The sequence below is a fragment of the Mesorhizobium sp. PUT5 genome (assembly GCF_052216645.1).
In the GTDB taxonomy this organism is placed as follows: Bacteria; Pseudomonadota; Alphaproteobacteria; order Rhizobiales; family Rhizobiaceae; genus Mesorhizobium.
On the sequence record NZ_JBQOSO010000003.1, the window covers coordinates 1,488,297 to 1,508,702 of the forward strand.

Below are 20,406 nucleotides of genomic sequence, written 5' to 3' on the forward strand. Positions count from 1 at the left end.
GATGCGCATCACGGTATTTGGGACGGGATATGTCGGCCTGGTGCAGGCCGCGGTGCTGGCCGAGACCGGCTACGACGTGGTGTGCGTGGACATCGACGCGGCCAGGATCGAGCGGCTGAAGCGCGGCGAGATCACGCTGTTCGAGCCGGGACTGGACCGGCTGGTGCAGGAAAACAGCGCGGCCGGGCGCCTGCATTTCACCACCAGCGCGCAGGAAGGCGTCTCGGGCCGCGAGATCCAGATGATCGCCGTGGGCACCCCTTCCGGCGAGGACGGCTCGGCGGACCTCAAGCACGTGCTTGCCGTGGCCGACACGATCGCCGCCCATATGGACTCTCGCAAGGTCGTCGTCATCAAGTCCACCGTGCCGGTCGGCACGGGCGACAGGGTGCGGCATCGCATCGCCGACCGCCTGAAGGAGAGGGGGAGGCAGGACCTGACCTTCGACGTGGCCTCCAACCCGGAATTCCTGAAGGAAGGCTCGGCGGTCGAGGACTGCAAGAAGCCCGACCGCATCATCATCGGGGTGTCGGAGCCCGACACGGAGCGCACGCTGCGCGAGCTTTACGCGCCGTTCAACCGCAATCGCGAGAAGATCATCGTGATGGACGTGCGCAGCGCCGAACTGACCAAATATGCCGCCAACTGCATGCTGGCCACCCGCATCAGCTTCATGAACGAGATCGCCGGCCTGGCCGAGATGCTGGGCGCCGACATCGAGCGTGTGCGCCACGGCATCGGCTCCGACCCGCGCATCGGCTACCAGTTCATCTATCCCGGCATCGGCTATGGCGGCTCCTGCTTTCCCAAAGACATCCGCGCGCTGATCCGCACCGCCGACGAGGTGGGCTTCGACGCCGCAGTGCTGAAGTCGGTGGAGGCGCGCAACGAGCGCCAGAAGCGCGTCATGCTCGACAAGATCGAGCGCCATTTCGGCGGCGACATCGCAGGCCGCACCTTCGCGCTATGGGGGCTGGCCTTCAAGCCGGAGACCGACGACATGCGCGAAGCGCCTTCGCGCGTCATCATGGAGGGGCTGTGGCAGGCCGGCGCCAGGGTGCGGGCACACGATCCGGAGGCGTTCCGCGAATGCCGGCGCATCTATGGCGAAAGGCCGGACCTCGTCTTGTGCCCCTCACGGGACGCCACGCTCGACGGCGCCGACGCGCTGATCGTGGCCACCGAATGGAAGGGGTTCCGCGTGCCGGATTTCGCCGCGATCAGGGCTGCGCTGAAGGAGCCGGTCATCTTCGACGGGCGCAATATGTACGATCCCGCGATCGTGGCGCGGCACGGCTTGAAGCTCTACGGCATCGGCCGGCCTGCGGAGTGCTGACGCCGCATTTTGCCGGCTTCGGGCCGGCGGCGAGGAGGGTGGCGATTTTTTGCGGCCTTTGGCGTAGAAGGGGAAAAACCATTCCGGTGCGGAAGCGCAATTGAGCGAAGTCTGCGTTGGCTGCCCTGGGCGCAGCAATTACAAGAGTGCGGGCTCCGGTGCGCCGGCGGTTCAGGCAAGGCGAGGAAGAAAGCATTAGGTCGATGACGCTCGGGCTCACACATCTGCAAAGGCTCGAGGCCGAGTCCATCCATATCTTCCGGGAGGTGGCGGCGAATTTCTCGAAGCCGGTCATGCTCTATTCGGTGGGCAAGGACTCTTCCGTCCTTATGCACCTGGCGATGAAAGCCTTCTATCCGGCCCGCCCGCCCTTTCCCTTCCTCCATGTCGATACCACCTGGAAGTTCCGCGAGATGATCGCCTTCCGCGACAGGATGGCGAAGGAACTGGGCTTCGAGCTTCTGGTCCACGTCAACGAGGAGGGGGTTCGGGACGGGATAAATCCCTTCGACCACGGCTCGAACACCCACACCCACGTCATGAAGACGGTGGCGCTGCGCCAGGCGCTCGACAAATACGGCTTTGACGCAGCCTTCGGCGGGGCGCGGCGCGACGAGGAGAAGTCGCGTGCCAAGGAACGCATCTTCTCCTTCCGCAACGCCAGCCACGCCTGGGACCCGAAGAACCAGCGGCCGGAAATGTGGAACATCTACAACACCCGCATCTCCGCCGGCGAGTCGATCCGGGTGTTTCCGCTGTCCAACTGGACCGAGCTGGATATCTGGCAGTACATCCTGCAGGAAAACATCCCCATCGTGCCGCTCTATTTCGCCAGGCAGCGCCCGGTGGTCGAGCGCGACGGCATGCTGATCCTGAAGGACGACGGGCGCATGCGGCTTCGCCCCGGCGAGGTGGTGGAGAACCGGCTGGTGCGCTTCCGCACGCTGGGCTGCTATCCGCTTACCGGCGCCATCGAGTCCGGCGCCGACACGCTGGAAGCCATCGTCGGCGAGATGCTGACGGCGCGCACCTCCGAGCGCCAGGGCCGCCTCATCGATCGCGACGAGGCCGGCTCCATGGAAAAGAAGAAGCGCGAGGGGTATTTTTGAGCATGGATACCGCCGTGGAGAGGGGTGCCGCCGCCGAAAGCCTGGCCGCCGCCGACAGTGTGCGCGCCTATCTGGCCGCGCAGGAGAAGAAGTCGCTGCTGCGCTTCCTCACCTGCGGCTCGGTGGACGACGGCAAGTCGACGCTGATCGGCCGGCTGCTGGCCGATACGCGCCAGATATTCGAGGACCAGCTCGCCGCGCTCGAGCGCGATTCCCGCAAGCACGGCACCACCGGCGACGACATCGACTTCGCCTTGCTGGTGGACGGGCTGGAGGCCGAGCGCGAGCAGGGCATCACCATCGACGTCGCCTACCGCTTCTTCGCCACACCCAGGCGCAAGTTCATCGTGGCAGACACGCCCGGCCACGAGCAGTACACCCGCAACATGGCCACCGGCGCCTCCACGGCCGACCTCGCCATCGTTCTGGTCGACGCCCGCCAGGGCATATTGCGCCAGACGCGGCGCCACACCATCATCGCATCGCTGCTCGGCATCCGCCACATCGTGCTGGCGGTGAACAAGATCGACCTGGTCGGCTTCGAGCAGACCGTGTTCGACGACATCGCGGCGGAATATGGCGCATTCGCCGACGGGCTGGGCTTCAAATCGATCGTGCCCGTCCCGCTTTCGGCGCGCTATGGAGACAATGTCAGCCGGCGGTCTGAGCGCATCGGCTGGTATGCAGGGCCGACGCTGGTGGACCACCTCGAAACGGTCGAGGTGGACGAGGAGACCGTCGCCCTGCCGTTCCGCTTTCCCGTCCAATATGTGAGCCGGCCCAATCTCGACTTCCGCGGCTTTTCCGGCACCATCGCCTCCGGCACGGTGGCCGAGGGCGACGAAGTGGCGGTGGCCAAGTCGGGCAAGGTGGCGCGGGTGAGGCGCATCGTCACCCATGACGGCGATCTGAGGGAGGCCGTCGCCGGCCAGGCGGTGACGCTGGTGCTGGACGCGGAGGTGGAAGTCTCGCGCGGCAACATGCTGGCAGCACCGCAGGCCCGCCCGCAGGTGGCCGACCAGTTCGCCGCCAATCTCGTCTGGTTCGACGAGCAGGCGCTGCTGCCCGGCCGCTCCTACATTTTGCGCACCGCAACCGACCAGGCCAGCGCCACCGTCACCGAGCTGAAATACCGCGTCAACGTCAACGATTTCGCGCATGAGGCGGCGAAATCGCTGGCGCTGAACGAGGTCGGCGTCGTCAACATCTCCACGCGCGCGCCGATCGTTTTCGACCCGTTCGCCGAGAACCGCGCCACCGGCGCCTTCATCCTCATCGACCGTTTCACCAACGCCACGGTGGGCGCGGGCATGATCCTGCACGGCTTGCGGCGCGCCGAGAACATCCACTGGCAGTCGCTGGACGTGGACAAGCGGGCCCGCGCCGCCATGAAGCACCAGCGGCCGGCCGTGTTCTGGTTCACCGGCCTGTCGGGCTCGGGCAAGTCCACCATTGCCAACCTGCTGGAAAGGAAGCTGCACGCCACCGGCCGGCACACCTATCTGCTCGACGGCGACAATGTGCGCCACGGCCTGAACCGCGACCTCGGCTTCACCGACGCCGACCGTGTGGAGAACATCCGCCGTGTGGCCGAGGTGGCCAGGCTGATGGCGGATGCGGGGCTCATCGTCATCGTTTCCTTCATCTCGCCCTTTGCTGCCGAGCGGCGCATGGCGCGCGAACTGATGGCCGCCGGCGAGTTCGTGGAGGTGTTCGTCGACACGCCCTTCGGGGAGTGCGCCCGGCGCGACCCCAAGGGCCTCTATGCGCGCGCGCTGAAGGGCGAGATAAAGAACTTCACCGGCGTCGATTCGCCCTACGAGCCGCCGGAAAACCCGGAAATCCATCTCCAGACGCTCGGCCGTTCGCCGGAGGAGATGGTGGAGATCCTGGACCTGTGGCTCGCCGAGCGCGACCTTGCCGAGGACAATTACGACGATGGCGGCGGCATCTGAGGCTCAAACCATGCTGGACCTGTTCGAGCGGCTGGCGCTGGAGGCGGGCCGCGAGATCATGCGCGTCTACCGCGCGGGCGGCGCGGTGGAGCACAAGGCCGACGCCTCGCCGGTGACGGAAGCCGACCGCGGTGCCGAACGGATCATCCTGGCCGGCCTGCGCGCGGCGTATCCCTCGATCCCCTGCGTCGCCGAGGAGGAGGTGTCGGCCGGCATCGTGCCCGCCGGGTTGGGAGAGGCGTTCTTCCTGGTCGACCCGCTGGACGGGACGAAGGAGTTCGTCAACCGCCGCACCGACTTCACCGTCAACATCGCGCTGGTGCGCGCCGGCGTGCCGGAAGTGGGCGTCGTCTTCGCGCCCTGCACGGGCCGTCTCTTTGCAGGCCGGCCGGGGGGGGCGGGGCTGGTCGAGGTGGATTCCAGCTTCCATGCCGGCCGCCGCAGGCCGATCGCGGTGCGGGCCGGCAAGCCGCCGCTGGCGGTGGTGGCCAGCCGCTCGCACAACACGCCCGAGACCGACGCCTACATCGCCGGCCTCGGCAAGACCGAGATCGTGTCGGTCGGCTCGTCGCTGAAGTTCTGCCTGCTGGCGGCGGCGGCGGCGGACGTCTACCCGCGCTTCGGCCGCACCATGGAATGGGACACGGCCGCCGGCGATGCCGTGCTGCGCGCCGCCGGCGGCACGACCGTCACGCTGGACGGCGCGCCGCTTGCCTACGGCAAGCGCGACCAGCCGCACGATTCCGACTTCGCCAATCCGTATTTCATCGCGCGGGGCGCAACTTGATCATGTCATCCCCGGCGAGCCGCGTGCCTGGCCGGGATGACGTTGAAAGGCGCAGGCGCTACTCCGCTGCAGCGGCCGAATTGGAGCCGATATAGTTGCGGATCGTCTCGATGATGCGGTCCTGGTCGGCCTCCGAAAGATAGGGGTGCATCGGCAGGCACAGGATGCGTTCGGGCAGGGTTTCGGAAACCGTCAGCCCGGCCGGCGTGCGCGGGAAGTCGCGATAGGCGACCTGGAGGTGCAGCGGCTTGACATAGTAGATGACCGAGGGGATGCCCTTTTCCTGCAGGTGCGCCTTCAGCCCGTCGCGCTTCGGCGTCTCGATGGCATATTGCGCCCAGGCCGAACGGCCCTGGCCGGGATTGCGCGCGGCTTTCACGACATCGCCCAGGCCCTCGGCATAGCGCTGCGCCACCCTGTGGCGTGCCTCCATTTCGTCTTCGAGGATGGCGAGCTTCTCGATCAGGATCGCCGCCTGCAGCGTGTCGAGGCGCGAATTGATGCCGACATGGACGTTGTCGTACTGGGTCTCGCCCTTGCCGTGGAAGGCGAAGGAGCGCAGCTTCTCGGCCAGCGCGTCGTCGTTGGTGAACATGGCGCCGCCGTCGCCGTAGCAGCCGAGCGGCTTGGCCGGGTAGAAGCTGGTGCCCGCGACATGGCCGAAGGCGCCGCACATGGTGCCGTCCGCCGAGCCGCCGATGGACTGCGCCGCGTCCTCGATGACCAGCAGGTTTTCGCGGTCGGCGATCTCCATGATGGCGCCGTAGTCGGCCGTGAGCCCGAACAGGTCGACCGGGATGATCGCCTTCGGCTTCAGGCGGCCTTCCTTCTTGACCATGGCGATCGCGGCTTCGAGGCTTTCGATGTCGATGTTGTAGGTCTCGGCGTCGACGTCCACGAAGACCGGCTCGGCCTTGGCCAGAGCCACGACCTCGGCCGTGGCCGCGAAGGTGAAGCTCGGCACGAACACGGCATCGCCCGGTCCGACGCCGGAGGCATAGAGCGGCAGAAGCAGGGCATCGGTGCCGTTGGCGCAGGCCACCACATGCTTGGTGCCGACATAGGCGGCGAGCTTCTTCTCGAATTCGGCCACCTGCGGTCCGAGGATGTAGCGGCCGTCCTCGACGACGCCGTCGATGGCTGCCTTCAGACGGTCGCGGATGCGCGCGCGCTGGGCGCCGAGATCGATGAACTGCATGTTCTTTCCAGACTGTTTGGCCATATTTGCTGCCGCTGGTAGCAGAGATGCGGGAGGCGGAAAAGCCGCGATCGGCGCGGGCTGTGGGGCCACGTTACCGCACTGTGCCGCAAACGGGCCTCGGCTATCGGAAATCGGGGCTCGGGGCTGCGCAGGCTACGCGCCGAAACATATTGTGATCGGGCCGATGTCGCATCAGGGCGTTCAGCGCATGGTGGACATGGCGCGGTCTTCGTGGTCATGCTCGGGCCGCCGAACCTTCCAGCCGGAGCTTTGTCATGAACGCCAGCCAGGCGCGGTCCGAATGGACCCCGGTCATCGCCGCCAACCGGCCGCATCCGCATAATCCCGGGGTGCCGTTCTCGCTCGATCCGGTCGAGGCGGTGCGGGTGAACCTGTCGGCGGCGGAGCGGCGCACGGCTTCGCTGGCCGGGCGGCGGACGGTGAAGAAGCAGTGGCAGGCGGCGTGGCTGGTGCGGGCCATCCAGTGCATCGACCTGACCACGCTGAACGGCGACGACACGCAAGGCCGCGTGCGGCGGCTGTGCGCCAAGGCGCGCCATCCGCTGCGGGACGATCTGCAGCAAGCGCTCGGCCTTGCCGACCGCACCGTCACCACCGGCGCGGTCTGCGTCTATCACCGCTTCGTCGCCACGGCGGTGGATGCGCTGAAGGGATCGGGCATTCCGGTCGCGGCCGTCTCCACCGGCTTTCCGGCCGGCCTGTCGCCGTTTGAAACGCGGCTGCGGGAGATCGAGGCCTCGGTGGCCGACGGCGCGCGGGAGATCGACATCGTCATCACCCGCGAGCACGCGCTGACCGGCGACTGGCAGGCGCTCTACGACGAGGTCAGGGCCTGCAAGGAGGCTTGCGGGCCGGCGCATATGAAGACCATCCTTGCCACCGGCGACCTGCAGACGCTGCGCAACGTGGCGCGTGCCTCCTGGGTGGCGATGATGGCCGGCTCCGATTTCATCAAGACCTCGACCGGCAAGGAGAGCATCAACGCCACGCTGCCGGTGACGCTGGTGATGCTGCGCGCCATCCGCGACTATCGCGCCATGACCGGCCATGTGGTCGGCTACAAGCCGGCCGGCGGCATCTCCACCGCCAAGGACGCACTGGCCTATCTGGCGCTGGTCAAGGAGGAACTGGGCAACGACTGGCTGCAGCCGAACCTGTTCCGCTTCGGCGCCTCCTCGCTGCTGGCCGACATCGAACGGCAGCTCGAGCACTACGTGACCGGCCGCTATGCGGCTTTCAGCCACCACGCCATGGCCTGAGCCGGGCGAGGGAAGGGACAAAGATGTCGATCGCAGAGATTCTTGACACGATGGAATACGGCCCCGCCCCGGAAAGCGACAAGGAAGCGCGCGCCTGGATCAAGGGGCTCGGCGGCGAGACGAAGCTGTTCATCGGCGGCCAGTGGCGGAAGGCGAAGTCCGGCGCAAGCTTCGACACCACCGCCCCGGCCACGGGCGAGGTGCTGGCGCGCATCGCGCAGGCCAATGCCGCCGACGTCGATGCCGCGGTGAAGGCTGCCACCAGGGCACAGCCGGCCTGGGCAGCGCTTCCGGGCCACCAACGCGCCCGCTACCTCTATGCGCTCGCCCGCCTCGTCCAGTGCCACAGCCGGCTGTTTGCCGTGCTGGAATCGCTCGACAACGGCAAGCCGGTGCGCGAGAGCCGCGACATCGACATTCCGCTGGTCGCCCGCCATTTCTACCACCATGCCGGCTGGGCGCAGCTGATGGAAGGGGAACTGGCGGACAAGGAACCGCTCGGCGTCTGCGGCCAGATCATCCCGTGGAACTTTCCGCTGCTGATGCTGGCGTGGAAGATCGCGCCGGCCATCGCGCTCGGCAATACGGTGGTGCTGAAGCCCGCCGAATACACCTCGCTGACCGCGCTGCTGTTTGCCGAGATGTGCCAGAAGGCCGGCCTGCCGGAGGGCGTGGTCAACATCGTCACCGGCGACGGCGCGACTGGCGAGGAGATCGTCGATCATCCCGGCATCGCCAAGATCGCCTTCACCGGCTCCACCGAGGTGGGGCGGAAAATCCGCGAGGCGACCGCCGGCTCGGGCAAGAGCCTGACGCTGGAACTGGGCGGCAAGTCGCCCTTCATCGTCTTCGACGACGCCGACCTCGACGCGGCCGTGGAGGGCGTGGTCGACGCCATCTGGTTCAACCAGGGCCAGGTGTGCTGCGCCGGCTCGCGGCTCCTGGTGCAGGAAAGCGCCCACGACCGTTTTGTCGCCAAGCTCACCGCGCGCATGGAGACCCTGCGCGTCGGCGATCCGCTGGACAAGGCCATCGACATCGGCGCCATCGTCCATCCGGTGCAGCTCGAACGCATCAGGGCGCTGGTCGAGACCGGGGTGAGGGAAGGCGCCGTCCTGCATCAGCCCCGGGCGGCGGTGCCGGCAAAAGGCTGCTTCTATCCGCCGACGCTGCTGACCGGCGTGCATCCGGCCGCCACCGTCTCGCGCGAGGAGATCTTCGGCCCGGTGCTGGTTTCCACCACCTTCCGCACGCCGGCCGAGGCGGTGGAACTGGCCAACAACACCGAATACGGGCTTGCCGCCACGATCTGGAGCGAGACGCTGTCGCTGGCGCTCGACATCGCGCCGAAGCTGAAATGCGGCGTGGTGTGGGTGAACGGCACCAACATGTTCGATGCCGGCGTCGGCTTCGGCGGCTACAAGGAATCCGGCTTCGGCCGGGAGGGCGGGCGAGAGGGACTGGCCGCCTATTGCAGGCCGAAATGGCTGGGCCGGGCCAAGCCGGTGGTCGAACTGCCCGCGCCGCAGCCGAACGGCGAGGTGCTGTCCGCCGGCTTCATCGACCGCACGGCCAAGCTCTACATCGGGGGCAAGCAGGCACGCCCGGATGGCGGCTATTCCCGCCCGGTCGCCTCGCCCTCGGGCGCGCTGGTCGGCGAGGTGGGCGAGGGCAACCGCAAGGATATCCGCAACGCCGTGGAAGCCGCCCGCAAGGCGGCCTCGTGGAGCACGGCCAGCGAGCACGGCCGCGCGCAGATCCTCTATTACATCGCGGAGAACCTGGAGGCGCGGGCGGCCGAGTTCGCCGAGCGGCTGGCCGCCATGACCGGCAGGCGCAAGGCCGACACGGCCAGGGAGGTTGCGGCAAGCGTGTCGCGCCTGTTCTCCTACGGCGCCTGGGCCGACAAGTTCGAGGGCGCGGTGCACAGGCCGCCGCTGCGCGGCGTGGCGCTGGCCATGAACGAGCCGGTCGGCATCCTCGCCATCGCCTGCCCCGAGGCGCCCGGCCTGCTCGGTTTCGTCTCCGCCTTCGCGCCCGCCGTCGCCATGGGCAACCGCGTGGTGGTGGTGCCATCCGCCAGCCAGGCGCTGGCCGCGACCGATTTCTACCAGGTGCTGGAAACGTCGGACGTTCCCGCCGGCGTCGTCAACATCGTCACCGGCGAGCGTGCCGAACTTGCGGTGGAGCTGGCAAAACATGAGGAGGTGGACGGCATCTGGTGGTTCGGCGACGGTGCCGCCGCCGGCGCCATCGAAAAAGCCTCGGCCGGCAATCTCAAGCAGGTCTGGGCCGAGACGGTGCAGCGCGACTGGTTCTCGGCCGCGCAGGGCGAGGGCAGGGAGTTTTTGGCGCGCGCTACCCAGGTCAAGAACATCTGGGTGCCCTACGGGGAATAGGCGTTCGTCCGTCTCAGCCGATCTCGTGCCGCCAGGGCGGATTGGCGCCGGCGCGCGCCACGGTGACGGCGGCCGCCTTGGTGCCGAGCGTCAGCGCCTGACGCATCGCAGCTTCGGAAAGATCGGCGATGGCTTCCTTGACCAGCAGTCCCTGCTCGTGCAGCGAGGCGAGCACGCCGCCGTTGAAGGTGTCGCCGGCGCCGACCGTGTCGACCACCTTCACCTTCTCCGGCGCCACCTCGACCCGGTGCGCCCTGGTGTAGGCCACCGCGCCCTTCGCGCCATGGGTGACGATCATCAGCTTCGGGCCGCGCTCCAGCCAGCCGCGCACCACGTCCTCCTGCGCGCCGGCCTCGCCGAACCAGTCGAGGTCCTCGTCCGAGAGCTTGACGATGTCGGCCATCGCCATCATGGCGCGGATGCGCGTCAGGTGCTTGTCGCGGTCGGGGATAAAATTCGGCCGGATGTTGGGGTCGAGCATCATGACGCGGCGGTGCCGCTCGCGCCGCATGAATTCCTCGTAAGCGCTGCCGGCCGGCTCCGAGATCAGGCTTATGGCGCCGAACAGCATCGCCTCCACCTCAGCGCCGAGCTGCGGAAGATCGTCCACCGTCAGCATGCGTGCGGCAGTGTTCTCATCGTAGAACTGATAACTGGCCTGCCCGTCCTTCAGGCGTACGAAGGCCAGCGTGGTGGGCCGCGCCGAAACGGGCGCGTAGGTGCAGCCGACCTTGCTGGCCGCCAGCGTCTCGCGAAGCTGGGCGCCGAACATGTCGGACGAGAGGCCGCAGAAGAAACCGGCCGGGGCCCCGAGCCTTCCGAGCGCGATCGCCGTGTTGAACAGGGCGCCGCCCGCATAGGGCGCATAGGCGGCCTCGCCCGCCGCGGTCTGTCGCGGCAGCATGTCGATCAGCGCGTCGCCGCAGCACAGGATCATGATCTCTTGCTTTCCCCTGGATGAGCGGCGCCGAGGCGCCTTCTTGCCGTGTCGGCCGAATGTGCGGGCATTTCGTCAGGCGTTGCCGGGCACATGCGCCGCACCCATCAGGAAACGCTCCGAAAGCGGCAGGCTGGCCGCGCCCAGCGCGCGCGCATGGATGCCGACCGTGCCCTCGCGCACGGCGGGCAGGCGCAGCCCCTCGACGTCGATCCCGCCGATCGCGTCGATGACGCGCTCCACCAGCCGTCGCCGCACGGAAGCCGGCATCCAGCCGTCGATCACCGCCGCCTCGAAATCGATGACCGCGCAGGCGGACACGATGGCGTAGGCGAGCGCGTCGGCCGCCCGTCCGAGCCACATGTCCAGTTCGGGGCCGAGATCGCCCCAATCCTGCGGCGAAGACCACAGATGCGCGGTTTCGGCGCCGCGGGCCGCCAGCATCTTTTCCAGCACCGCGATGGAAGCCACGTCGATAAGCTGGGTGGGCCGGCCGTTCTCCCCGGGCACCGGCATCGAGCCCAGCGCCCCGGCATTGCCGCTCGGGCCGCCATGCAGCCGGCCGTTCAGCACGATGCCGCCGCCGGCGAAGGCGCCGATGTAGAAATAGACGAAGTCGCTCAGGTCTCCCGTCTTTCCGAACACCAGTTCGGCGCCGCAGGCGGAGGTCGCGTCGTTCTGCAGATAGACGGGGAAATCGCACAGCGGCTGGATCTCGGCGCGGATGTCGCAGTCGCGCCATTCCTCCATCACCGCGCGGGGGGCACCGGCGGCGTCCGCCCAGCTCCACAGCTCAAAGGGCACGGCAATGCCCAGCCCTGCGATGCGCTTGTCCTCGGCCGGCGTCAGCTCGGACCGCAGCGTTGCGATGCCTTCGGCCACGAAGGCGATGGCCTCGCGCGGCGCCGGATAGCGATAGGAATGCTGCAGCATGGCGCGCACATTGCCGAGAAAGTCGATCAGCACGAGCTCGGCGCTGCGCCGCCCGATCTTGAGGCCGATGAAGAAGGCGCCGCCGGGCGCGAGCGCCATCGGGATGGACGGCTGGCCGATGCGCCCGCGCTGCGGCGCGCGGCGCACGAGCAGCCCGTCCTCCTCCAGCGCGCGCATGATGACCGACACGGTCTGCGCCGAAAGCCCGGTCATGCGCGCAATGTCGGACTTGGCAAGGCTGCCGTGCTGGCGCACGAGCGAAAGCACGAGCCGCTCGTTGTGGTCGCGCATGCCGCTCTGGTTGGTGCCGCGGCGGATGCGGCCGGCCGCGGCCTCGGACGAAACCTGTCTCGAAACGATGTCTTCCACCAGTTCTCCCTCGCCCATACCGGGGCGCCCCGACCGGGGCCGAAAATGCTCGGTGTCCGGAAAGCTGTCAATAATAAATAAGAGTGATTTAATTATTGACAGCCGCCCGGCCTTCATGTCTCCTGCATAGACGGCGGCGGCCTTCGGAGGAAGGGTCGGCACGCCCGAAGGAGGGCGCCCGTCAGCAGGCGTCCTGGGTTCGTCCACAGGGAGGAGAAGCATGGGCAAGCTGAAATTTGTGAAGGCGATGGCCGTGGGCCTGGCGGTCTGGGGCATGTCGGCCGGGGCATCGCATGCCGCCGACATCGTCGGCCTCATCACCAAGACCGAGGGCAATCCGTTCTTCGTCAAGATGCGCGAGGGCGCTCAGGCCAAGGCCAAGGAACTCGGCCTCGAACTGCGCACCTTCGCCGGCAAGTTCGACGGCGACAACGACAGCCAGGTTGCGGCCATCGAGAACCTGATCTCGGCCGGCGCGAAGGGCTTCGCCATCGTGCCGAGCGATTCGGCGGCGATCGTGCCCACCATCAAGAAGGCGCGCGACGCCGGGTTGCTGGTCATCGATCTGGACACCCCGACCGAGCCCATGGACGCGGTGGACGCCACCTTCGCCACCGATAACCGCAAGGCCGGCATGCTGATCGGCGAATGGGCCAAGGGCACGCTGGGCGACAAGGCCAAGGACGCCAAGATCGCCTTCCTCGACCTCGCCACCAACCAGCCCACGGTGGACTATCTGCGCGACCAGGGCTTCATGCAGGGCTTCGGCATCGACGTGAAGGACCCCAACCGCTACGGCGACGAGGACGATCCGCGCATCTGCGGCCATGAGATGACCGGCGGCGCCGAGGACGGCGGCCGTACCGCGATGGAGACGCTGCTGCAGAAGTGCCCGGACGTGAACGTCATGTATACGATCAACGAGCCGGCGGCGGCGGGCGGCTATCAGGCGCTGAAGGCGGCCGGCAAGGACGACGGCTCGGTGCTGATCGTGTCCATCGACGGCGGCTGCCCGGGCGTGAAGAACGTCCAGGCCGGCATCATCGGCGCGACCTCGCAGCAATATCCGCTGAAGATGGCGGCGATGGCCATGGAGGCGATCGAGAAATACGTCAAGACCGGCGAGAAGCCGAAGCCCACGGAAGGACAGGAATTCACCGACACCGGCGCCACGCTGGTGACCGACAAGCCTGTCGAAGGCGTGCCGTCCATCACCAGCGAGGAGGGGCTGAAGCTCTGCTGGGGGTGATCCTTTTCCGGCTCGCCGCGCGGGTCTAGAGTAGGCGGGAAGGGCGCAGGCAACGTCCTTCCCGCGCAACGGGTTCCTTGGGAGGGGCGTTCGATGAGCGACGACGCGACCGGATCAGCGACGGCGGAGCGCGGCCTTGCCGGCCACGAGCAGGCCGTGGCCAGTTTCGAGGAGGACCGCCACTCGCGGCTGAGGCAGGTGCAGCATTTCCTGCACGAATACCCGACGGCCATCCCCTTCATCGTGCTGATCGTCGGCGTCGCCATCTTCTCGGTCATCGTCGGCGGGCGTTTCTTTGCGCTGTTCAACCTGTCGCTGGTGCTCCAGCAGGTCACCATCATCGCCGTGCTCGGCATCGCCCAGACGCTGGTGATCCTGACCGCCGGCATCGATCTTTCCGTCGGCGCCATCATGGTGCTGTCCTCCATCGTCATGGGCCGGCTGGCGGTGGTGTGGGGCTGGCCGCCTGAGATCGCCTTCGTGGCCGGCCTCGCCACCGGCCTGCTCTGCGGCCTCATCAACGGCGTGCTGGTGGCTCTCATCAAGCTGCCTCCCTTCATCGTTACGCTGGGCACCTGGAGCGTGTATGGCTCCATGGTCATCTACGTCTCCCATTCCGAAACCATCCGCGCCCAGGACATCGAGGCGACTGCGCCGCTGCTGCAATGGCTGGGCCACACGATCCGGCTCGGCGGCGGCGCGGTGCTGACCTATGGCGCCATCGCCATGATCCTGATCGCCGTCATCGTATGGTACGTGCTGAACCGCACCGCCTTCGGGCGCCACGTCTACGCCACCGGCGACGACCCGGAAGCCGCGCGGCTGGCCGGCATCAACACCGCCCGCACGCTGATCGCCGTCTACACGCTGGCCGGCCTCATCTGCGCGATCGCGAGCTGGGTGCTGATCGGCCGCATCGGCGCCGCCAGCCCGCTCGGCAACCAGACCGCCAACCTGGACGCCATCACCGCCGTGGTGATCGGCGGCACCTCGCTGTTCGGCGGGCGCGGCTCGCTGCTCGGCACGCTGTTCGGCGCGCTCATCGTGGGCGTGTTCCGCAACGGGCTGGCGCTGGCGGGATTCGAGTCGCTGTGGCAGGAATTCACGGTCGGCATTCTCATCATCCTGGCCGTCACCATTGACCAGTGGATCAGGAAGATTTCGGCATGAGCATCTCGACGCCCGTTCTGGAGGCAAGGGGCCTCAACAAGCGCTACGGCCGGGTGGTGGCGCTCGACAACGCCGATTTCGACCTGATGCCCAACGAGATCCTGGCGGTGATCGGCGACAACGGCGCCGGCAAGTCCACGCTGATCAAGGCGCTGTGCGGGGCGGTGATGCCCGACAGCGGCCAGATATTCCTGGACGGCAGGCAGGTGCATTTCCGCTCGCCCATGGAAGCGCGTCTGGCCGGCATCGAGACCGTCTACCAGAACCTGGCGCTGTCGCCGGCTCTCTCCATCGCCGACAACATGTTTCTGGGCCGGGAATTGCGCAAGCCCGGCTTCGCGGGGCGCTTCCTGCGCCGGCTCGACAGGGCGCGCATGGCCAGGCTCGCCCGCGAAAAGCTTTCCGAGCTGGGCCTGATGACCATCCAGAACATAAACCAGTCGGTCGAGACGCTTTCGGGCGGCCAGCGCCAGGGGGTGGCGGTGGCGCGTGCCGCCGCCTTCGGCAGCCGCGTCGTCATCATGGACGAACCGACCGCCGCCCTCGGCGTCAAGGAAAGCCGCCGCGTGCTGGAACTGATGCTGGACGTCAAGCGGCGCGGCCTGCCCATCGTGCTGATCTCGCACAACATGCCGCATGTGTTCGAGGTGGCCGACCGCGTCCACATCCACCGGCTCGGCCGGCGCATCGCCGTCATCGACCCCAAGCAATACACCATGTCGGATGCGGTGGCCTTCATGACCGGGGCCAAGAAGCCGCCGGCCGCTCCTCTCGCGGCATGAAAGCGCCGGATTTTTGCGCTATCGCAGGCCGCAGGGCGGCCCGTTCGGTCGAACGGCCCTTGCCGCCCGCCCATGATGGGCCGAAATGGTAGGGCACGGCCAGATGGAAGCCGATTCGACAGCCTGCCGGGCCCCCAGCCAGATTCAGAGATACGCGCGTGGAAATCCGACCCCTTCAGCCGCTTCCGGAAAATCCCGACCCAAAGGTGCTCGCGGCGGAAATCCTGCAGGCCCTGAGATACAGGGTGGGCAAGGATGCCACCGTCGCCACGCCCTATGACTGGCTGACGGCCTCCATCAAGGTGGTGCGCGACCGCGTCATCGACCATTGGATCAAGGCGACCAAGGAAGCCTACGAGGAGCACGAGAAGCGCGTCTACTACCTGTCGCTGGAGTTCCTGATCGGCCGGCTGATGCGCGACGCCTTCTCCAATATGGGCGTCATGGAGACGATGCGGGCCGCGCTCGCCTCGCTCGGTGTCGATCTCGACCTGATCGCCAAGCTGGAGCCGGACGCCGCACTCGGCAATGGCGGGCTGGGGCGGCTGGCGGCCTGCTTCATGGAATCGATGGCCACCGTCGACATTCCCGCCCACGGCTACGGCATCCGCTACGCCAACGGCATGTTCCGGCAGGAAATCCATGACGGCTGGCAGGTGGAACTGCCCGAAACCTGGCTCGACCACGGCAATCCGTGGGAATTCGAGCGCCGCGAGCGCTCCTTCGAGGTCGGCTTCGGCGGCGCGGTGGAATCGCTGCCCGGCGAGGACGAGGCACCGGACCGCCACGTCTGGAAGCCCGGCGAGCGGGTGCTGGCAGTGGCCTACGACACGCCGGTCGTCGGCTGGCGGGCGGAGCGGGTCAACACGCTCAGGCTATGGTCCGGCATGCCGGTGGACCCCATACTGCTCGACAGGTTCAACGCCGGCGACCATATCGGCGCGCTGGCCGAGAGCAACAAGGCAGATGCGCTGTCGCGGGTGCTCTACCCGGCCGATTCCAACCAGGCCGGGCAGGAACTCCGGCTGCGGCAGGAATATTTCTTCTCCTCCGCCTCCCTGCAGGACATATTGCAGCGGCATCTGAGCGCCTATGGCGACCTCGCCTCGCTCCCGGACAAGGCCGCGATTCACCTCAACGACACTCACCCCGCAATCGCCGTTCCCGAACTCATGCGGCTTTTGATCGACGTGCACGGCATGGGCTTCGACCAGGCCTGGGACATCACCCGCCGCACCTTTGCCTACACCAACCACACCCTGCTGCCGGAGGCGCTGGAAAGCTGGCCCGTGCCGTTGTTCGAGAGGCTTCTGCCGCGCCACATGCAGCTTGCCTACGCCATCAACGCGGCCGTGCTCAAGGAAGCGCGCCGGACCGGAAAATTCTCCGACGAGCAGATCGCCCGCATCTCGCTGATCGAGGAGAACGGCGAGCGGCGCCTGCGCATGGGCAACCTCGCCTTCGTGGGGTCACACTCCGTCAACGGCGTGTCGGCCCTGCACACGGAACTGATGAAGGAAACGGTGTTCGCCGACTTGCATGCGCTCTATCCGGACCGCATCAACAACAAGACCAACGGCATCACGCCGCGGCGCTGGTTGTTCCAGTGCAATCCGGGGCTCACCGCGCTGGCGCGCGAGGCGATCGGCGACCGCTTCCTCGACGACATCGAGGCGATCCGCGATCTCGATCCGCTGGCAGGCGACGCCGCCTTCCGCGAGAAGTTCGCGGCGGTGAAGCGGCAGAACAAGGCGCGGCTGGCTGATCTGGTGGCAGAGCGGCTGGGCATCAAGGTCGATCCGTCGGCCCTGTTCGACATCCAGATCAAGCGCATCCACGAATACAAGCGCCAGCTTCTCAACATTCTCGACGCGGTGGCGCTCTACGACCAGATCCGTTCGCATCCCGAGCGCGACTGGGCGCCGCGGGTGAAGTTCTTCGGCGGCAAGGCGGCCCCCAGCTACCACAACGCCAAGCTCATCATAAAGCTGGCCAATGACGTGGCGAAGGTGGTGAACCGCGATCCTGCCGTGCGCGGCCTCCTCAAGGTGGTGTTCGTGCCCAACTACAATGTCAGCGCCGCCGAGATTCTCATCCCCGCGGCGGACTTGTCCGAGCAGATCTCCACCGCCGGCATGGAGGCGTCGGGCACCGGCAATATGAAGTTCGCGCTGAACGGGGCGCTGACCATCGGCACGCTGGACGGCGCCAATGTCGAGATCAGCGAGCGTGTCGGCCAGGACAACATCTTCATCTTCGGGCTGACCGCCGAGGAGGTGGCCGAGCGCCGCGCCGGCGGCTACGATCCGCGTGCGGTCATCGCAGGCTCGCGCGAGCTGTCGCAGGCTGTTTCGGCCATCTCGTCCGGTGTGTTCTCGCCCGACGATCCGGGGCGCTATCGCGAGCTCATGGACGGGCTCTACCAGCACGACTGGTTCATGGTGGCTGCCGATTTCGATGCCTATGCCGCCACACAGCGCGGCGTGGACGCCGTCTGGCGCGACGGCGCCGACTGGCAGGCTAGGGCGATCCGCAATGTCGCGCGCGTCGGCTGGTTTTCCTCTGACCGCACGATCCGCGAATACGCGAAAGACATCTGGCACGTGCCGGTTTGATGTGATTGCATGGGGTCGGCAACGACCAGTTGTCGAGGGAGGAACGCTGCTTGACCAAAGGGCCACGCGTGACCGCCGCGAAAAGCCGCCCGGCCGGGCAGGCCGCGGCCGGCGACGTGGCGGCGATCGTGGCCGGCACGCATGGCGATCCCTTCGCGGTGCTGGGCGTGCAGCAGGCCGGCGCCAGCCTGGTCGCCCGCTGCTTCATCCCCAACGCCGAGACCGTCACCGCCTGGACGCTGGCCGGCAAGGAGGCGGGCGAGCTTTCCCGGCGCGACGATGCCGGTTTCTTCGAGGGGCCGCTTTCCATCCGCAAGCGCCAGCCGCTGCGCTACCATGCCAGGAACGCCGGTGGCGACTGGTGGGTCGCCGATCCCTACTCCTTCGGCCCGGTGCTCGGCCCGATGGACGACTATTATATTGCAGAGGGGTCGCATCTGCGGCTCTTCGACAGGCTGGGCGCGCATCTCATCGAGCATGAAGGCGCGGCGGGCGCGCATTTCGCCGTCTGGGCGCCGAACGCCAGGCGCGTGTCGGTGGTGGGCGACTTCAACGGCTGGGACGGCCGCCGGCACCCCATGCGCTTGCGGCAGGACACCGGCGTGTGGGAAATCTTCCTGCCCGGCATCGGTGCCGGCCGCCCCTACAAATACGAGATCATCGGCGCGCAGGGCACCCGCCTGCCGCTCAAGGCCGATCCCTTTGCCTTCCGCTCGGAGCTGCGGCCGGCCACCGCTTCCGTCACCGACGCGCCCTTGCGGCACCAATGGGGCGACGCCGCCCATCGCGACTTCTGGCGCAACGCCGATCCGCGCCGCCAGCCGGTCTCCATCTACGAGGTTCATGCCGGCTCGTGGCAGCGCCGCGACGACGGCTCCTTCCTGTCGTGGGACGAACTGGCCGACCGGTTGATCCCCTATGTGGTCGACATGGGCTTCACCCATATCGAGTTCCTGCCGATTTCCGAGCACCCCTACGACCCGTCCTGGGGCTATCAGACGACAGGCCTCTACGCGCCCACCGCGCGCTTCGGCGAGCCCGAGGGCCTTGCCCGCTTCGTCGACGGCGCCCACAGGGCCGGCATCGGCGTCATCCTCGACTGGGTGCCGGCGCATTTTCCGATGGACGCGCACGGGCTGGCGCGTTTCGACGGCACGGCGCTCTATGAGCATGCCGACCCGCGCAAGGGCTTCCACCCTGACTGGAACACGCTGATCTATAATTTCGGCCGGCGCGAGGTGGTGTCCTTCCTCGTCAACAACGCGCTTTACTGGGCCGAGAAATACCATGTCGACGGGCTGCGCGTGGATGCGGTGGCCTCCATGCTCTACCTCGACTATTCGCGCAAGGCCGGCGAATGGCTTCCCAACGAGAAGGGCGGGCGCGAGAACCTGGAGGCCGTGGCCTTCCTGCAGCGGATGAACAAGGAGCTGTACGGCCACCAGCCCGGCGTCGTGACCATCGCCGAGGAATCGACATCCTGGCCAAAAGTCTCGCAGCCCGTCCATGAAGGCGGCCTCGGCTTCGGCTTCAAGTGGAACATGGGCTTCATGCACGACACGCTGGCCTATCTGGCGCGCGAGCCGGTTCACCGCAGGTTCCACCACGACGAGCTGACCTTCGGGCTGATGTATGCCTTCAGCGAGAATTTCGTCCTGCCGCTCTCCCATGACGAGGTGGTGCACGGCAAGGGCTCGCTGGTCTCCAAGATGGCGGGCGACGACTGGCAGAAATTCGCGACCCTGCGTGCCTACTACGCCTTCATGTGGGGCTATCCCGGCAAGAAGCTGCTTTTCATGGGGCAGGAGTTCGCGCAGCGGCGCGAGTGGAGCGAGGCGCGCTCGCTGGACTGGAACCTGCTCGACCATGCCCCGCACCGCGGCATGCGGCAGGTGGTGCGCGACCTGAACCTCCTTTACCGCTCGCACCCGGCGCTGCATGCGCGCGACTGCGAGCCGGAAGGCTTTTCCTGGCTGATCGTGGATGACAAGCAGAACTCCGTCTTCGCATGGCTGCGCCGGGCGCCGGGCGCCAGCGCAATCGCGATCGTCTCCAATTTCACGCCGGTGCCGCGCGAGGACTACCGCGTTCCGCTGCCGCAGGCCGGCCGCTGGCGCGAGATCATGAACACCGACGCCGCCGACTATGGCGGCTCGGACAAGGGCAATGGCGGCTTCGTCGAGGCGCGCGGGCAGGGCGGCGACATCGCCGCCACGATGCTGCTTCCGCCGCTGGCCACGATCATGCTTGAATTCGTTCCTGAATGAGCGACGTTTCAGGATCA

General features: G+C 67.4%; 14 protein-coding genes. 11 read left to right on the forward strand and 3 right to left on the reverse strand.

The window, feature by feature from the left end; all coding sequences use genetic code 11:
- The first annotated feature begins 1 nt into the window (after position 1).
- The 4 genes from ACTDI4_RS08665 to cysQ all read left to right on the forward strand — a co-directional run bounded on the left by ACTDI4_RS08665 (position 2) and on the right by cysQ (position 5,187).
- Entirely contained in the window at positions 2–1,336 is a 1,335-nt protein-coding gene (locus ACTDI4_RS08665; protein ID WP_442840769.1) for a UDP-glucose dehydrogenase family protein, read from the forward strand.
- A gap of 203 nt (positions 1,337–1,539) precedes the next feature.
- Positions 1,540–2,445, forward strand: a complete 906-nt coding sequence (gene cysD / locus ACTDI4_RS08670; RefSeq protein WP_442840770.1) for a sulfate adenylyltransferase subunit CysD — start codon at positions 1,540–1,542, stop codon at positions 2,443–2,445.
- Between the two features lie 2 nt (positions 2,446–2,447).
- Positions 2,448–4,400 carry a sulfate adenylyltransferase subunit CysN gene (gene cysN / locus ACTDI4_RS08675; RefSeq protein ID WP_442843303.1) on the forward strand — a complete coding sequence of 651 codons (1,953 nt, stop codon included), beginning with the start codon at positions 2,448–2,450 and terminating at the stop codon, positions 4,398–4,400.
- A 10-nt stretch (positions 4,401–4,410) separates the two neighbouring features.
- Entirely contained in the window at positions 4,411–5,187 is a 777-nt protein-coding gene (gene cysQ / locus ACTDI4_RS08680) for a 3'(2'),5'-bisphosphate nucleotidase CysQ (RefSeq protein WP_442843304.1), read from the forward strand.
- 58 nt (positions 5,188–5,245) lie between these two features.
- Here cysQ and ACTDI4_RS08685 read toward each other — a convergent pair whose 3' ends face one another.
- Positions 5,246–6,385 carry a DegT/DnrJ/EryC1/StrS family aminotransferase gene (locus ACTDI4_RS08685; RefSeq protein ID WP_442840771.1) on the reverse strand — a complete coding sequence of 380 codons (1,140 nt, stop codon included), beginning with the start codon at positions 6,383–6,385 and terminating at the stop codon, positions 5,246–5,248.
- A gap of 278 nt (positions 6,386–6,663) precedes the next feature.
- Between ACTDI4_RS08685 and deoC the strand changes: the two genes are divergently transcribed.
- Positions 6,664–7,668, forward strand: coding sequence for a deoxyribose-phosphate aldolase (gene deoC / locus ACTDI4_RS08690; protein WP_442840772.1), 1,005 nt, complete (start codon positions 6,664–6,666; stop codon positions 7,666–7,668).
- A 23-nt stretch (positions 7,669–7,691) separates the two neighbouring features.
- Entirely contained in the window at positions 7,692–10,067 is a 2,376-nt protein-coding gene (locus tag ACTDI4_RS08695; RefSeq protein WP_442840773.1) for an aldehyde dehydrogenase family protein, read from the forward strand.
- A gap of 13 nt (positions 10,068–10,080) precedes the next feature.
- Here ACTDI4_RS08695 and ACTDI4_RS08700 read toward each other — a convergent pair whose 3' ends face one another.
- Both ACTDI4_RS08700 and ACTDI4_RS08705 read right to left on the reverse strand, forming a co-directional pair.
- Positions 10,081–11,004: a carbohydrate kinase family protein gene (locus tag ACTDI4_RS08700; protein WP_442840774.1), complete on the reverse strand. Its 924-nt coding sequence runs from the start codon at positions 11,002–11,004 to the stop codon at positions 10,081–10,083.
- A gap of 75 nt (positions 11,005–11,079) precedes the next feature.
- Positions 11,080–12,228 (reverse strand): ROK family transcriptional regulator, encoded by a 1,149-nt coding sequence (locus ACTDI4_RS08705; RefSeq protein WP_442843305.1) that lies wholly within the window; start codon positions 12,226–12,228, stop codon positions 11,080–11,082.
- Positions 12,229–12,553: 325 nt separating this feature from the next.
- Here ACTDI4_RS08705 and ACTDI4_RS08710 point away from each other — a divergent pair, with 325 nt between their 5' ends.
- From ACTDI4_RS08710 to glgB, 5 genes are all read left to right on the forward strand, one after another.
- Complete coding sequence (locus tag ACTDI4_RS08710) at positions 12,554–13,555, forward strand: sugar ABC transporter substrate-binding protein (RefSeq protein ID WP_442843306.1); 1,002 nt, start codon at positions 12,554–12,556, stop codon at positions 13,553–13,555.
- A 93-nt stretch (positions 13,556–13,648) separates the two neighbouring features.
- Positions 13,649–14,725, forward strand: a complete 1,077-nt coding sequence (locus ACTDI4_RS08715; RefSeq protein ID WP_442840775.1) for an ABC transporter permease — start codon at positions 13,649–13,651, stop codon at positions 14,723–14,725.
- On the forward strand, positions 14,722–15,507 hold the full coding sequence (locus tag ACTDI4_RS08720; RefSeq protein WP_442840776.1) for an ATP-binding cassette domain-containing protein: 786 nt from the start codon (positions 14,722–14,724) through the stop codon (positions 15,505–15,507). Before ACTDI4_RS08715 ends, ACTDI4_RS08720 begins: the two co-directional genes overlap by 4 nt.
- A gap of 158 nt (positions 15,508–15,665) precedes the next feature.
- Positions 15,666–18,122, forward strand: a complete 2,457-nt coding sequence (locus ACTDI4_RS08725) for a glycogen/starch/alpha-glucan phosphorylase (RefSeq protein WP_442840777.1) — start codon at positions 15,666–15,668, stop codon at positions 18,120–18,122.
- Positions 18,123–18,190: 68 nt separating this feature from the next.
- Entirely contained in the window at positions 18,191–20,389 is a 2,199-nt protein-coding gene (gene glgB / locus ACTDI4_RS08730) for a 1,4-alpha-glucan branching protein GlgB (RefSeq protein ID WP_442843307.1), read from the forward strand.
- The last annotated feature ends 17 nt before the right edge of the window (positions 20,390–20,406 follow it).